Origin of the sequence: Sporolactobacillus sp. Y61 (assembly GCF_040529185.1) — a bacterium.
Lineage (GTDB): Bacteria > Bacillota > Bacilli > Bacillales > Sporolactobacillaceae > Sporolactobacillus.
Map to the genome: position 1 here is coordinate 1551884 of NZ_CP159510.1, position 15888 is coordinate 1567771.

The 15888-nt window shown below is 52.0% G+C and carries 12 protein-coding genes; 5 read left to right on the forward strand and 7 right to left on the reverse strand.

The genetic code is table 11. The features are described from left to right. Positions 1-40: 40 nt before the first annotated feature. Entirely contained in the window at positions 41-1081 is a 1041-nt protein-coding gene (locus ABNN70_RS07440; protein ID WP_353949321.1) for an aromatic ring-hydroxylating dioxygenase subunit alpha, read from the reverse strand. 335 nt (positions 1082-1416) lie between these two features. On the opposite strand from ABNN70_RS07440, the gene allC reads away from it, so the two are divergent. The 3 genes from allC to ABNN70_RS07455 are packed head-to-tail and all read left to right on the forward strand — an operon-like array spanning position 1417 to position 5377. After that, a complete protein-coding gene (gene allC / locus ABNN70_RS07445) occupies positions 1417-2709 on the forward strand; it encodes an allantoate deiminase (RefSeq protein WP_353949322.1) in 1293 nt (430 codons plus the stop codon). After that, on the forward strand, positions 2690-3964 hold the full coding sequence (locus ABNN70_RS07450) for an alanine--glyoxylate aminotransferase family protein (protein ID WP_353949323.1): 1275 nt from the start codon (positions 2690-2692) through the stop codon (positions 3962-3964). Before allC ends, ABNN70_RS07450 begins: the two co-directional genes overlap by 20 nt. 54 nt (positions 3965-4018) lie before the next feature. Continuing rightward, a complete protein-coding gene (locus ABNN70_RS07455; RefSeq protein ID WP_353949324.1) occupies positions 4019-5377 on the forward strand; it encodes an allantoinase in 1359 nt (452 codons plus the stop codon). Between the two features lie 819 nt (positions 5378-6196). Here the strand turns inward: ABNN70_RS07455 and ABNN70_RS07460 are convergent. From ABNN70_RS07460 to ABNN70_RS07485, 6 genes are all read right to left on the reverse strand, one after another. Next, on the reverse strand, positions 6197-6454 hold the full coding sequence (locus ABNN70_RS07460; RefSeq protein ID WP_353949325.1) for a DUF4430 domain-containing protein: 258 nt from the start codon (positions 6452-6454) through the stop codon (positions 6197-6199). 168 nt (positions 6455-6622) lie between these two features. Further along, the gene (locus tag ABNN70_RS07465) at positions 6623-7141 is read right to left on the reverse strand and encodes an ECF transporter S component (protein WP_353949326.1); all 519 of its coding nucleotides are present in this window, start codon (positions 7139-7141) and stop codon (positions 6623-6625) included. An 11-nt stretch (positions 7142-7152) separates the two neighbouring features. Continuing rightward, on the reverse strand, positions 7153-9381 hold the full coding sequence (gene nrdJ / locus ABNN70_RS07470; RefSeq protein WP_353949327.1) for a ribonucleoside-triphosphate reductase, adenosylcobalamin-dependent: 2229 nt from the start codon (positions 9379-9381) through the stop codon (positions 7153-7155). 631 nt (positions 9382-10012) lie between these two features. Continuing rightward, positions 10013-12115, reverse strand: a complete 2103-nt coding sequence (locus ABNN70_RS07475; RefSeq protein WP_353949328.1) for a TRAP transporter permease — start codon at positions 12113-12115, stop codon at positions 10013-10015. Next, positions 12112-12624 (reverse strand): DUF1850 domain-containing protein, encoded by a 513-nt coding sequence (locus ABNN70_RS07480; protein ID WP_353949329.1) that lies wholly within the window; start codon positions 12622-12624, stop codon positions 12112-12114. Before ABNN70_RS07480 ends, ABNN70_RS07475 begins: the two co-directional genes overlap by 4 nt. Positions 12625-12730: 106 nt before the next feature. After that, positions 12731-13714: a TAXI family TRAP transporter solute-binding subunit gene (locus tag ABNN70_RS07485; protein ID WP_353949330.1), complete on the reverse strand. Its 984-nt coding sequence runs from the start codon at positions 13712-13714 to the stop codon at positions 12731-12733. A 724-nt stretch (positions 13715-14438) separates the two neighbouring features. Here ABNN70_RS07485 and manA point away from each other — a divergent pair. Both manA and ABNN70_RS07495 read left to right on the forward strand, forming a co-directional pair. Beyond that, positions 14439-15395: a mannose-6-phosphate isomerase, class I gene (manA, locus tag ABNN70_RS07490; protein ID WP_353949331.1), complete on the forward strand. Its 957-nt coding sequence runs from the start codon at positions 14439-14441 to the stop codon at positions 15393-15395. 25 nt (positions 15396-15420) lie between these two features. Further along, positions 15421-15864: a hypothetical protein gene (locus ABNN70_RS07495; RefSeq protein ID WP_353949332.1), complete on the forward strand. Its 444-nt coding sequence runs from the start codon at positions 15421-15423 to the stop codon at positions 15862-15864. The last annotated feature ends 24 nt before the right edge of the window (positions 15865-15888 follow it).

Consider the following 15888-nt stretch of genomic DNA (forward strand, 5'->3'; position numbering starts at 1 on the left):
TTTGCCGGGTCTTCTAAGCTCTCTACTATTATGTCCATGATCAGCTCGTATACTGTTTGCCGAGTCCCATCTCTTTCAGCAGTTTACGGTAGGCGATAGACGTTTTGTCGGCCATAATGTGCGCCTCCGCCTGCAGGTCAAGCGGCAGCTCCTCCGGTTTCTGATTTTCTACCATTTCCCGGTCTTCATTGAAGATCCGCAGGTTAAAGGTACAGGCCTCTTCGACTGAAAGATTTTTATCGAAATTCTGGGCGATCGGACAGAAGAGCCGGGTCTTTCTGGCGGAAACCGGGCAGACGGCATTCAGAATCCAGAGCCGTTTTCCCCGGGGAAAATGAACAACCAGCCGAGCCGCGAGCGGCGGGTAGACGTCATATTCACGCAGCCACTTGAAATCAGCCGGTGACGGATCTTCCATTCCCTTCGGATAATTGCTGACCGTACTCAGATAATCGGTATGAATCCCGTAATCCGTGCGCGTGACCTTGTAACTGGGAACAAATGCATTATTCCGGTCGGCAAACGTGTCGGTGTGGACCCAGGCAAAGTGTGCGACGTCCAGGAAACCTTCCACCTGACGCCCGGCCGATCCGTTGATATCAATCACCGGTGCGAGGAAGGACAGGTAATCCGGATCCTGCCATACAGGAAGCGGCGGGATATTTTCATCGGTTCCATTAAGTGTTGTCCAGACCAGTCCGTAGCGTTCGACGACCGGATAGATGGTCAGACAGAGGCGTGGAGAAATTTTCGCACCGGGGTGGGCCGGGATCGAGACGCACCTGCCATCTGCCGCATAGCTGAAGCCGTGATAGGGACAGACGATGTTTTGATTTTCCACCCAGCCCATACTGAGCGGTGTCCCCCGATGGATGCAGAGGTCCCTTGCCACTACGGCTTTCGCACCCGCCCGGTAAACGACGAGCGCCACATCCAGCAGTTTAACCGCGAGCGGCTGATCCGTCACCTCTTCACTTTTTGCTACGGGATACCAGTACTGGGCCAGCACCTTCCAGTCTTCTGGTGTAAATGTGCAATCCGCCGGCAGTGGCGTGCTTCTTTTTACAGACATCATCGCCATATTGGTTCCTCCTTTACTTCTTGCTTGATTCTTTAAAAGCTTATAACAAATCTGAAAAGAACGAAAATAAAATGTCAGCATATCTGACAAAAACAGGCGATTTTTGTACAGATAGTCTAAAGTCCGAAGTGTTTTTGTATTATTTATCTTAAAAAGTGTAAGTCGGGATAACCGGTGCTCAGATGCCCTGTGGATGCCCGGATTTTAGCCATATTAACCAATCCGTCAGGTGAAAATTAGATGAATTGATAATGGTCGGGAAATCATCATTTGCTACAATAAACATGTTTCAATCAGTATATGTCAGGTCATACAACATGAGAAGGTGAGGAATGATGATTGATCAGACCTCAGTGTTAATCAGGGATGAACTCCGTGATTCTATCGAATGGCTGTCCCATTACGGGAAAACGCCGTCCGGCGGCGTCCGGCGTCTGCTTTATGATTCAGCATGGCGCAAGGCCCAGCATGCATTAGCGGAAAAATGGAAGCACATGGGGTTTTCGGTCCGTTTCGATGATGTCGGAAATCTGTTCGGACGCGTCCAGGGAAGAGGGACGGATAAACAGGTGATTTTAACCGGCTCCCATATCGATACCGTGATTGATGGCGGTAAATACGATGGAGCATATGGTATCCTTGCCTCGATGGTTGCTGTCAGCCGTCTTTTAAGGAAGTACGGGACCCCAGAAAGGTCGATCGAAGTTGTTTCGCTCTGTGAAGAAGAGGGCAGCCGCTTCCCACTGTCTTTCTGGGGATCAGGTAATCTGACAGGAAAGTATCGGCCGGATCTGGCCGGACATATTGTCGATTCGGAGGGGATCTCACTCCTGAAGGCCATGCAGGACGCCGGGTTTGGATTGGGAAAATACAGTCAGCCCGAACGCCGGGATATAGCCTGCTTTCTGGAAACACATATTGAGCAGGGGATGACGATGGAAAACCGGCACCAGGTGTGGGCTCCGGTCAGCCATATCGTCGGTCAGAGGCGTTTTACGATCACGCTCACCGGCGCAAGTAACCATGCCGGCACCACGCCGATGGACAGCCGGCGCGATACACTGGCTGCAGCGGCCCGGATGATTGCCGGAGTCAGTCGGGATGCAGCGGAAATGACGAATGGTCTTGTTGCCACCGTCGGCCGGATTGAGGCGGAACCCAATACAGTCAATGTGATTCCCGGCAGATGCCGCTTTTCACTCGATATCCGCCATCATCAGCAGTCGGTTATTGATCAATTCAGTCGTAAACTGACCCGCTTTTTTAAAAAAACAGCGGAGCAGTGTCATGTGGACATTCAGATGGATCAATGGATGGATGTGTCTCCGGTCAGGCTGGATCCACAGCTCCTGGCCTTAAATATGAAGCTGGCGGAAGAAGCCGGCCTCCCCTGTAAGCAGATGGTCAGTGGAGCCGGTCATGATGCGCAGATATTCGGAACATACTGCCCGACTTCCCTGATGTTTGTTCCGAGCCACAGGGGGATCAGCCACGCTCCGGAAGAATTTACCCGGCCGGAGGATCTGGCGACAGGTGTCAGGATGCTGATGAAATTGCTTTATCAGCTTGCCTGGACATCTGAAAAATCAGGGAAGCGAGTGATTCACAATGACGAAAAACCCATCTGAAGCGAGAAATCTGTCGGTGCCTCCGCGCACGATCATGACGCCGGGACCGGTTGAAGTCGACCCGCGCGTGCTGCGCGCGTTATCGATGCCGATTCTCGGACAATTCGATCCGGCGTTCACACAGATCATGAATGAAGTGATGGAGATGCTGCGCGCGGCGTTTCAGACGAAAAATCACTGGGCCTACCCGATTGACGGGACATCACGTGCAGGTACGGAAGCACTGATTGCCAGTCTGATCGAGCCTGGAGATAAAATGCTTGTTCCGATTTTCGGACGGTTCGGTGATCTGTTTGTTGAGATTGGCGAACGTTACGGTGCGGAAATTCATACCCTTTCCTGCCCCTGGGGAACCGTCTTTGATCCGGAAAAGGTGATCGCGGAAATAAAAAAAGTACATCCAAAAGTCGTCACGCTCGTTCATGGCGAGACATCGACAGGACGGATGCAGCCCCTGGCAGAAATTGGCCGTGCCTGCCGCGAGAACGGTGCTTTGCTCATCGTTGATGCGGTCGCCACTTTTTGCGGAGTGGATATCAGAACCGATGAATGGTGCCTTGATGCCGTGATCGGCGGTGCACAGAAGTGCCTGTCGATTCCATCAGGCATTGTTCCGATAACTTATAACGACCGCGTCCGGCAGGTGATTCAGAAAAGGAAGAAAGTGGAGCGCGGGATCGCAACGGCAGCCGACAGACTGGAGGCAGAAGGACATGTGCCGGTTCGAAGTAATTATTTCGATCTCGGTCAGTTGCAGGATTACTGGAGCGAGCGGCGCCTGAATCATCATACGGAGGCCACATCAATGGAATACGCCCTGCATGAAGGACTGAAGCTGGTTCTTGATGAAGGGCTCCAGAACCGTTTTGCCCGGCACCTGCTGAACCAGAAGGCGCTGATTGCCGGCATCCGGGCGATGGGTCTTGAATTGTTCGGCGATCCGGACTGTATCATGCCGACCGTAACCTGCGTGAGCGTGCCCGATGGCATCCGGGCAGATGAAGTCCGTGAGGTGCTGCTGAAGCATTTCGGGATTGAAATTGCCGGATCGTTCGGCGCTCTGCAGGGGAAAATCTGGCGGATCGGCACGATGGGCTACAGCTGCCGGGAAGACCGGGTTCTTTCCGTTCTTGCCGGACTGGAAGCGGCCCTGATTCGCTGCGGTGCGCAGGTGAACCGCGGGGAAGGCGTTCAGGCCGCGATAGACGTTTATACCCGGGAAGCCTCCCTGAAAAAGACTGCCGAATCACGATGAAGAAGCTGAACTGTCCTGGATACGGAACAGAAAACAGTGAAGGAGGTAAACGTCATGTCTTTTGATCTTTTGATTAAAAATGGGAACGTGGTGCTTCCGGACGGTGTTGTGAAAACCAGTATCGGCATCAGCAAGGGAAAAATTGCGGCCCTCGGTGCACCGGATGCGGAAGCCGGTCAGGTCATTGATGCGGAGGGGATGACCGTACTCCCCGGCATGATCGATGTTCATGTTCATTTTGACGAGCCCGGCCGTACGGAATGGGAAGGCTTTGAGACAGGGTCATCGATGCTTGCTGCAGGCGGATGCACCACCTTTTTCGATATGCCGCTCAATGGTATCCCGTCGACTGTCACCCGACCGGCTTTTGAGGAAAAAGTTCGGATCGGCGAAAATGAATCACATGTGGATTTTGCCCTCTGGGGCGGCCTGGTCCCTGACCATGTTGATGATCTTGAAGGATTAAGCCGCGCCGGTGCCATTGGTTTCAAGGCTTTTATGTCGCCTTCAGGCAATCCGGAATTCGAATCGGTCGATGATCTGTCCCTGCTTGCCGGCATGCGCCGGATCGCCTCGCTCGGCGGCATCCTCGCACTGCACGCTGAAAGTGCTCCGATCGTCACCTTTCTGCAAAAGGAAAGAGAGGCACAGGGCCTGACCGGATATGATGATTATGCCGAAAGCCGGCCGCCGGTGGCTGAAGCTGAGGCGGTTTCCCGTGCATTAATGTTCGGTGAACTGACAGGCTGCCGGCTGCATTTTGTCCATATCAGTACAGTTGAGGCTGTGGCCTGCATTCAAAGAGCGAAGAAAAAGGGCCAGGATGTTTCCCTGGAAACGTGTGCCCACTATCTGATGTACAGTCATGAAGATTTTCGCCGGCTGGGTGTCGTGGGAAAATGTGCGCCGCCGCTTCGCTCCGAAGATGAGCGAAAAGGTCTGATTGATTGCCTGATTCGCGGAGACCTGGATATGGTCTCCTCCGATCACTCACCCTGTGAGTGGAAAGACAAAGAGCGGGACAATCTGTTTCAGGCATGGGGCGGGATCGGCGGCGGACAGTTCACTCTGCTCAGTGTGCTTGAAATCGCCAAAACCCGTCATCTGCCGCTCACACGTGTCGCCGAATGGACAGCTGGAGCTCCTGCTGCCCGCTTTGGGCTGAATGACAAGGGACAGATCCGTATAGGTGCCGATGCGGATCTGGCGATAATCAGGCCGGACGCCCCATTCAGGGTCGAGCGCGAGAAACTCTTTCAGAAAAATAAATTCAGTCTCTATGAGGGACACGAATTTCCTTCCTCTGTCGCTGCCACGATCAACCGCGGCCGGGTTGTCTTCCGAAACGGTAAGATCAGTCAGGCGGCAAAGGGCCAGTGGATTCGCCCGTCTGTGCTGCACCCTGTCAGGTAACCAAAAATCAGACCTGGTTTCGGGAAAATGTCCTGGATCATGACGGAGTAAAAATGAACCATCATCATCTCGTCAAGTCAATGAATGGAGTCCTGGTCGCAAAGGTCAGGACTTTTTTGTTAGATAAATTCACACAGATACGTCGTATTTAGTTAATATGTTGCAAAGGCGAGCGGCACATTGGAATGGGGGAGGGTACGCAGTGAAAATGTGACAACGCAGGCACAGACTTCTCCATTGGACCGCTGATTAAGGGAAGAGTCGGCCTGCACGACCCGGTGATAGCTGCACAGTTCCCGGGGCGCAGAGATCTGCCTGAAAAAGATATATCAGCCAAGTTCCGGATATATCAGCCGACTCTTGGATTTTATCAGCCGCTTCTGACCATATTTCAGCCGACTTTCGGTTTATATCAGCGGCTCCAGAAATATATCAGCCGGTCCCAGGTTCATCAGCCAATCCTGAGCATATTTCAGCCGCAATCCGGATTATATCAGCGGCTCCAGAAATATATCAGCCAGGCACGGATTTATCAGCCGCGTCTGACCATATTTCAGCCGCCTTTCGGGATTTATCAGCGGCTCAGTAAATATATCAGCCGGGTTCCGGATATATCAGCCGACCCAGAACATATTTCAGCCGCAATCCAGATTATATCAGCCGCTCCGTAAATATTTCAGCCAGACCGTCGGCTTCAACACCTTTTTTCAATTAAAGAACTTTATTTGTACTGTCCAATTCAAAGTCAAGAAAAGAGAGACTGATGAAGTCTCTCTTTTCCCGTTCTATGTGATATAGCCTCTTGCATTTCAATGACCGTTAAAAATGACTGTAGTGCCAGTTAATTCGGTCATTTTTGTGGAGGGTAAATGCGCCGGCACCGACGTCCGGCTGTTTCCCGTTCACTGTAAACAGCCATCCGGCATTTTTTGCCGCTTTCTTATGATTCAAGCTGGTCACATAAACCATTTTTCCTTTACCGCTGCTGCTCATTTCGATATGCTTTGCTTCAGTAAACTTTTGCAGTGCTGTAAAAACTGTTTCATCTTCCGATAGTGTGATTTTTCCCTTTTGCACACCTGCATCGGAACCGTCATCAATACTGATGAATACGGCACTCTTCTCCGCCGGGGATCCGATACGGTTTTCGGAGCGGTCTTTTGTCCGGTCAGAAATCCGGCCCCAAATAAAAGAAGGGCGGCAATAAGATAAATGATGATTCGATAGAATGATTTCACAACAACTTCACCTCCCAGGATACCTGCCAGACTCGCCGGCTTTTATTTTTTCGGCTTCACGCCCGAATATCCTGAACAGAAGAGGTGAAAACAGGCCGAAAATCAGATTTCCTGCCGCATGGAAGCTGTCAAACCACAGGCCGCTGATCCACAGACTGATCACGGTCAGGACAGAAGCAGAAAATGCGAAATAGGACAGGGCCATAATGAGGCCGAATAAAAAGGCGGAAAGAATCAGCCATAAAAAATAGATCCAGTGTTTCTTCGGAAGCCATGCCGACAGCAGGCCGATCAGTCCCCATGCGGCAAGATGAAAGGGGGTCCAGTATCCGAAACCGAGAAACAGATCGGAAACCAGAGCAGTCAGCATGCCTTCTGCACACCCCATTTTCCAGCCGAAAAACCATCCGGTCAGAATGATAATCAGCGTTGCCGGCTGCGCATTAAAGCCATGAATCATCAGCCGTCCGGCAACAGCGGCAGCGGTCAGGAGAGCCAGCAGTGTGATTTTACGAATGTCCGGCATGATGAACACGATTATTTAATCGGGCAGGCGCCGGTTGCACAGTCACTCTGGTCAACTAATTCAAGGTCTTTTTCTGACTGATTGCTGTTTAAGGATTGATAGATGGTTTTGACATCACCGGTAATCCCTGACTTGATTTCACGGTATCTGTCCTTACTGATCGGTTCCTTTGGCGCTTGTGCGAATCCGTGTCCACTGTAAGGCAGCAGCGAGGTGGACTTGCAAGCTTTCCGGTATTGGCGGAGCAGTCCGGCAATCTTTCCGGCTTCATCTTTGTGGAACGTAATGGTGCAGCTGACCGAGTTATCAGCCCAGTACGTCTGAAGAAAAAGCTGGGTTGCAAACTGTTCGTCAATAGATACATCATTGGCGGAGACGAACCGATCATATTCAGCACCGCCGGCTTTGACCGGGAATTCGGCAACCATCGTATTTTCAGAGTAGACGTCTTTTTCAACCTTATAGCCGGCTTTACGCAGTGCAGGCAGCAGAGGGTCACTGTCCTGGAAACGAATGCGCTGAATCAGATATTTATCGAAACTGAAGTGCATGCCTTCAGAAATCCCGGCGAGCTTGGAGACCGTTCCGGAAGGTTTGACGGTTGTATGCTTGATAGACGGCCGGCAGCTGAGTTCTTCTGAATAGGCCTGATCAGCAGCGACGGTGGACTGGTAAAAGGCATCAAAAATTCGGGCGGCTTCTTTGTTAAAGACCGGTTTCCGGTAAGTCTCTCCGGTTTCCGAATCACGGATGTTTCTGAACCCGGTCACCAGACGTTCACCGAAACGCTTCAGGACCCAATCCTGAATACCACTCATTGATATGCCGATCCGGCGATTCTTCCGGATAATCGCTCTGGAGCAGGCCCAGTCATAGTGTGAAAAGGTGACGCGTTTTGCATAGCGGACGGCAAGACGAAGCACCTCATCCATTGCCCAGCCCTGGTGTTCTGCAATTTCCGGAAAGACTTCAAACAGATTGCAGGGTTCTCCGTTACAGAGTGAGATTTCCCCGCACGGATTGGTTCCTTCAGCCTCGCCGTCAATCCCGGGCTGCCGGCCGTCCGCCAGCCGTCCGTAGTTACGGATCATATCCATATTCACGACGCCCGGCTCGCCATTATCGGCGATGGCACGCGCAACCTTGCTGTAATGGGTGAATTCAGGCGTGACGAGGACACTGTTATTGGATGCCCAGCGGTGATCCATTAATTGCTTCTGATCCTGTTTCATGGTGATGAAGTCCTGATCATCCGGATCGCCGAGTGCAATTTCGGCGCTTCTGCGGACGTTACCGGCGACGACATTTTTACCGATTAAGTTGCAAATATCCGTGCAGTCAACGGAGGTGAGCGGTCTGCCGCTGGCCTGATTCAGCACCTGGTTGACGGCGCCAAGCATCTCAATAAACGGCACCGGTCCGGCGGCTACCCCACCGAAGCCATGTATTCTTTTCCCTTTTTCACGAATTTTGCTGACGTCGATGGCCAGATGACCGCCGTTTTTTATGATCGATGAGAAGTGAGCGTCAATGAGCAGGGCACAGGACTCTACCCAGCCTTCGCGGGTATCCGGTGTCTGATAAGTCATCACGGCTGAAGGATCGTGATGCTTTTTCCAGTCCTCGGCATCCACGGCCCCGGCCTCAACCGCTGCGGCGTAATCTCCGTTCTTTTTACTGATTAAGATATCCAGATCCACCTGGCGATCTGCCGGCGGGATCTGGCTGATGTTTTTCCGGGAAACGGAGAATCCGACACCGCCGCCCTTCATCAGTTCATCAAAAAGGAAGGAGAAGGGCATCGAAACGGCCGGCTGGTCTTTTTTCAGATAGAAGGGCACGATATGGCTGTCCCCATATGCCTGCGGCCGTATCGCAATGAACCAGCAGTTATTCAGCGCATCGCCGACCCGCTTCTGGTAGTCTGTACCGGAAATCCACAGGTTACGCCCGGATGGCGTTGAGGCCAGACCGTAAATCAGTTTAAACAGGTGCTTTGCTTCCTGATTGAGCAGGCGTACGGTATCGGGTGTTGCTGTCCCGTTCTGCAGACGCGGATCGAGATTGATGTTGCCTTCAACCACACGCTTGACCGTTTCGTCCCATTCTTCAAACCGGTTCAGCCGGTCAATCCAGCGCGCATAGGTCCTTTTATACGTGACCCATCCGAGTTCTCCCCAGTGCGGATGAACGGTTGATTTTATTTTCCTGATATAGTCGTCAGATAATTTAATGTTCATAAACGGATACCTCCAGTAAGTTACCTGATTATAATACCATATATTGTGCCGCAGTCAAAGGAGTGATCTATATGTGGTATCACGACGGCCCGGACGAAAAATGGCTCTGCAGCGCAGATTTGGGGGGACAGGCAGCAGAATCCGTAAGAAGGAATTTTTTTTATGTCATGCAATCTTCAATTTTAACAGATTGAAGCGGCCGCCTGGAGTCAGAACGGTGTCCATTCTGATCATCCAGCCGGCGCGTTTGATCATGAAGCAGTCTAATGGAATCAGAACGGTGCGCCCATTCAGATCCGAATTTAAGAAACATGAGTATTTATTTTACTCAGGAGAGCGGGACCTGCATGCCGAAAAAAACATTCCAGAGCTGCAGCTGACAAAAGGCAGGCAGAAACTGAGCCCCTCTTGAACAGATGACTAAAAATGGAAAAATGTTGAATTGGGGAGAGGAGCACGTATCCCGCTTCTAAGCTTTCCGGTTGACCCTTTCCGGCCGGCAGATTGGATGGCCCTTCAGCAGGCAAAAAGACCAGCCACCCCCAGGTATGCGCTGCATGCGTAAGGGCACGCTGACCGGCACCTGCTTTCGGCGCTGCCTTTTTCGCCTCGTAACTCAGCGAAAACAAAATCATCCCCCGGCCTGTTCCGTCTGAGGAGCGGAGCGCCTGATCAGATATTGGCCAAGGATAAGGAGAACGAATACCACAGCGCCGGCCAGGCTGATCACGATATTTGGATGGATGAGCGCGATGCCTCCGCCGACGGAAATGAGGCGCTCGATCCAATACAGCCGGCGGTACCAGTACCCGATCAGACCAACTCCGAGGGCAATCATGCCGGCGACCGCTGTAGTCAGGATCCAGGCCAAATACGGATAACTGTCGACATTCATTAAAAGCAGCTGCGGTTCAAGCACGAACATATAAGGAATGATGAAGGCAGCGATGGCGAGTTTCGTTGAAATGACGCCCGTCTGCAGTGGCCGACCTCCTGATATCCCGGCAGCCGCAAATGCGGCCAGCGCGACCGGCGGCGTGATATCTGCGACAATGCCGAAGTAGAAAACAAACATGTGAGCCGGCAGGTCGCTGACGCCAAGCAGGATGATGGCCGGAGCGGCGATTGTCGATGTGATAATATAGTTTGCCGTTGTCGGGGAGCCCATGCCAAGGATGATCGACGCGATCATTGTAAAGAAAAGGGTCAGCAGCAGTTTTTCATCCGCAAGGTCGATCAGTCCGTTGGCGAGTTTCAGACCGAGGCCGGTTTTCGTGACCACCGCGACGATGATTCCCGCGGCAGCGGTTGCGGACACAACGCTGAGTGCGGTTCGTGCGCCGTCTGCGAGCGCTTCGAGCGTTTCCTTAAAATTATCGTCGAAAAAGTAGCTGGCGATGACCGTGACGAGGGCGGCGCAAATCAGCGCGGTTCCGATTGAAAAACGGCCCGAAACGCTGCTGTAGATCAGATAAAGGACGAAAACAAGACCGAAGATAACGGTATATAAGTGGCGATATCTTTCCTTTCTTAACAGGCCGACCAGAATACAGGTCAGAATGCCGTAGACGGCCGCGCGCATGATACTGAGCCCCGAACTTAAATAAAAGATCATGGCGACAATCGGGATGAGCAGGTACAGTTTGCTCAAGACGTCTTTTGCCCTGGGCAATTCTTCTCTGGTCAGTCCCCGTAAACCTGTTCTTTTCGCTTCAAAGTGTGTCATGATCCAGATCCCGAGAAAATAGAGCAGGGCGGGGATAAGAGCTGCTTTGGCGATGGTCCAGTAATCAATACCAATGAATTCAACCATCAGAAAAGCAGCGGCGCCCATGATCGGAGGCATCAGCTGGCCGCCGGTTGACGAAGCCGCTTCGACTGCACCGGAAAAGTTTCTGTTGTAGCCGAGCCGGTTCATCATCGGGATGGTGAAGGCGCCCGAAGTGACGACGTTGGCGACTGAGCTCCCGCTGACGGTCCCCTGAAGGGCACTGGAGAAAACGGCGACTTTGGCCGGTCCGCCGACCCTTTTTCCGGCTATCAGCAGCGCCAGATCGTTGAAATAGTTGCCGACGCCGGTTTTGATCAGGAACGAACCAAATAACAGGAAGAGAAAAATGAACGTCGAGGATACGGCAAGCGGTGTGCCGAGAATGCCCTCGGTCGTAAAAAACATGGATTGAACGAGACTGTCCAGGTTAACGCCGCGGTGAATGAAAAAGCCCGGCATAAACCGCCCATAATAGGCGTAGGCGAGAAAAGCAACGGCGATTAACGCAAGTGGCAGACCGACCGTCCTTCTTGTCGCTTCAAGAACGAGCAGAACGGCAGCGGCACCGACTATGAAGTCTGTTGAGGTGATCTGACCGGCCTGGCTGACAATTTGTGTGTACATCAACGGCCAGTAAGCTCCGACGGCAAATCCGGCAAGCGAAAAGAGATAATCATACCAGGCGATACGCCGGCTTTTTCGTTTTCGCTTCGATGCCGGGAAGAGTAAAAAAATCAGGCCGAGACCGAACCCAAGATGAATCGATCGATGAATCTGGGCCGGAAACTGGTGGACAGTGGCGGTAAACAGCTGGTAAAGGGAAAAAGCAAGAAGAATGAAGAAAAGAATGCCGGCCATCTTTCCGCCTGACGGCCTGAGGCGGGATTCTTTATCATATTTTTCCAGAAGTGCCTGCTGGTTTTCTGCTGAAGTGCGATTCTTTCGGTCGATTTTGTGGATCAAGTCAGCTTTCCTCCCCGCCATAAGCTCCAGTAACTGATTTTTTTATATGTGATCAGAATATTTTTTCCGGGCCCAAAATTATTTTTTAATGAATAGGTCTTTCCCTGATAGATCATCCGATGGTTGGCCACGATCGCGCCGATTGTCAGGTTCAGCCCGTGATAGGCCCCCTTCAGATTTTGTATCCTGTACTTTCCGTTTTTTACCGAAAAGGATTCCCCGTCGCCGGCATTTGCCGGCATGCCGACCGCGGTATCGGAATACGTGAGCTGAAAAGGATAAATTTTGCCTTCTTTCAGCACATATTCTTCACAGACATCGGATAAATGTACGGAATGGGTGAACACAATCTGAAAATGGTCCTTCTCGTCGACCGGAAGACTGGCGAGCAGCCGATGGGTTTCGGGATCTTCGAAAATGAGGGCGGGACGATTTGGGTAAAACAAAAACATCAGTACAGACCCCGTCATAACGATGACAATGGATATATAGCTTATTCTGCGCGTCATTTCATCCCTCTGAAAAAAGGCCGGAAACCGAGCTCCCGACCTGAGTGTGTCATCTGAAAGTGACAGGCTGGCTGCCGTCAGCAAAGGGCGATGCGGTTAAACCGGGTTACTTCTTTATGCCCTTTTCATCAAAATATTTCTTTGCGCCCGGATGCAGCTCGATACCCACACCGTTCAAAGCCGTATCAGCCGAAATATCTTCTTTTTTCTGATGGCCGATAGCGTCGGTATGCTCAAAGATGGCTTTCGTGATGTTGTAGACGAGATCTTTATCCATTCCTTCCGTTGTCACAAGCATGGATTGAACGGCAACGGTCTTCACGTCTCCCTTGAGACCATACGTTCCCTTTGGAATTGTGAATTCAGAATAGTAGGGGAGTTCTTCCTTTAATTCGGCGATTTTGTTTTCATCCAGGCTGACGATAGAGATGTCCGTGCTTGCCGCCAGGCTTTCGACCGCTCCTGTCGGCGTTCCGGCCGTAATGATCGCTGCATCGATGGTGCCGTCCTGCATGCCTGAAGTCGATTCGCCGAAGTCGAGATTCTGCGCGTCGATATCATCCATGGACATGCCGTAAAGAGCCAGGATGTCCTCGGCACTCGCATAGGTTCCCGCTCCAGGGGCACCGACCGACACTTTTTTGCCTGCCAGATCTTCAACCGTCCGGATCCCGCTTTTGGCGGTGGCAACGATTTGAATTGTTTCCGGATAGAGGGCGCCGATCGCCCGAATGCTGTCAATCGGCTTTCCCTCAAACATCTGCTTTCCGTCCACTGCGTAGGAAGCGATGTCCGTCTGCGTGAAGGCAATCAGGTCGTCTTTGCCGTCTTTCAGCTTGTTCATATTTTCTACAGAAGCACCGGTAGACGTCGCTGTAGCCTCGACCTTGTCGACATGGGTGTTGATGATTTTCGCAAAACTTCCGCCCAGCGGATAGTAGGTGCCTTCTGTGCCGCCGGTCAGAACACTGATAAAGTCTGTATCGTTGTTATCCGAGCCTGAACCGGCTTCCTCGCCGCCGCAGGCACCGAGAACCAGGGCCAGTCCCAGAAAGAGTACGATAGGTAAAAACCGTCGCTTATGCTTCATGCAGATGAATCCCTCCAGCTGTTTTTTTGTGCGCGTATGCGATCAGATGCTGCCCGGTCATACCCACATTTGCACGCTTCCTAAAGAGGCGATCCGCAGGCATCCACATCCGGCAATCTCACTGTCCATGCATTGAAAGATTAAGGTTGCGGGAAAAAATCGTCCAGGAATCGCGCTGCCTGCGTGCCAAGGCTTTCGCTGCTTCCGGCAATCTTTCAACTCTTTTTCTGACAGGGATAAGGATCAATAGAATCCGATCACATCGCCGCCCGAAACCATTTACCCTGCTCTGATGCAAACACCATCAGAACACAATTATAATAATTCGCTATATTGTTATAATTAAGATTATAAACCGCTTACTTAAAAAATGGCAAGCGGGAAGACGCGGAAAGCATTCAGCCATAACCTGTTTCTAATCAAGGGGCGTGTAAAATGCGACCGGTACAGGTCACCCTGGAACAGGCGGTAAAGTGACGGGCCGGGAGATGGCCTCTTTTGGCGTGTACAGATTCTTCAGCAGGACGCGGCCGAAGACAGGTGCGATGATGGTCGCCCCGTCCGCGCCTGATCAGACGCACTAGAGAGTGATCTGCAGTCTTCAGCAGATTGTCAGGAATTCCCCCTTATTCTGTGACCGGTCATGGTATAATAACAACTGGACAGAAGCCGCCGGATCATGGCGGCAATCAACAGACGGAACTTAGTGGAAGAAGGCACTTCTATGGATAAGACACCTCTTTTTTTACAACCTGCCCTTCATGAAAAAATTTGGGGCGGAACAAAACTTCGCGATGTTTTTGGCTATGACATTCCGAGTGAGACGACGGGCGAGTGCTGGGGCATTTCTGCGCACCCGAACGGACCGGCCGTGATTAAAAACGGACCGCTCGCCGGCCGGACACTCGCTGAAGCGTGGAAGGATCACCGCGAACTTTTTGATCAGTATAAAGGTGACGCTTTCCCGCTCCTGACGAAGATTCTCGATGCCCGGACCGATCTGTCGGTTCAGGTGCATCCCGATGATGCTTATGCGCAGCAGCATGAGCATGTGCCGTTCGGTAAGACGGAATGCTGGTACGTTATCGACTGTGATGAAGGGTCAGAGATCGTCTATGGCCATACCGCACCGACGAAGGAGGCCTTTCGTCAGGCCGTGGAGGAGAAAAAATGGGACACGCTGCTCCGGCGCGTGAAGGTCAAGCCGGGCGACTTTTTCTATGTGCCGAGCGGAACGATTCACGCCATCTGCGGCGGCTGCCTGATCCTTGAGACGCAGCAGAGTTCGGACACGACTTACCGCGTTTATGATTATGATCGCCCGGGAAAGGACGGAAAGCCGCGTGAACTGCACATCAGGCAGTCCATTGACTGTGCGAACTGTCCCCATGTCGATCCGCAGCTGACCTATCATGTCCGTCAGAAAGCGCAGGCAAAATTTACCGAACTGCTCCGTGAAAAACTGTTTACGGTATCGCACTGGGACATTCGCGGTCAGTCCGGGCCGATTAAGAAAAACTGGCCATTCCTTCTGATCAGTGTGCTGGACGGAAACGGCGAACTCATCATTGATGAGACAAAATATACCTTGACAAAAGGCGATCATCTGGTGGTCCCATCAACCGTTGAAGCGATATCGTTTGCCGGCAAACTCGACCTGATCGTCTCCAATCCGGTTTGAGATGCGGCGCAGACGGTTCAGGCATGTGCCGACGATCACGCTTATCGGAAACCCGGCTGTGGAACGGGCAGGCTATCTTGAAGAGAGCGGAACGATGGTGGCACCCGTTTCAGATCCTGCGACGGGCAGAACGGGGTCCGTCTCTGTTCTGAGACGTCCTGCCTTCCGGCTGATCCTGGTTCGTGGCGGGGATCGCGGCGCAGATCAGGCGGATATACGTGCGGCTGAAAAAATAATCGCCAGAAGCAAACTGATTTTACTGATGCATGATGTGACTGTGGGTGCCGTGATGCGCATAGCAGATCTGGCAAAAAAAAATCAGATAAAGGTCGTCATTGATCCCGTTCCCTCCATGGCTCTCTCTGAAAAAATACGCAGAGCTATTCAGATGCTCCCGAAAGCGGGAAATTACAGAAAACGGTCCATCGGGAAAAAGTGGCGCAGAAGGAAACTGAAAACGGTAAAATGAAAGCGGACCCCGGAGAGGATCCGC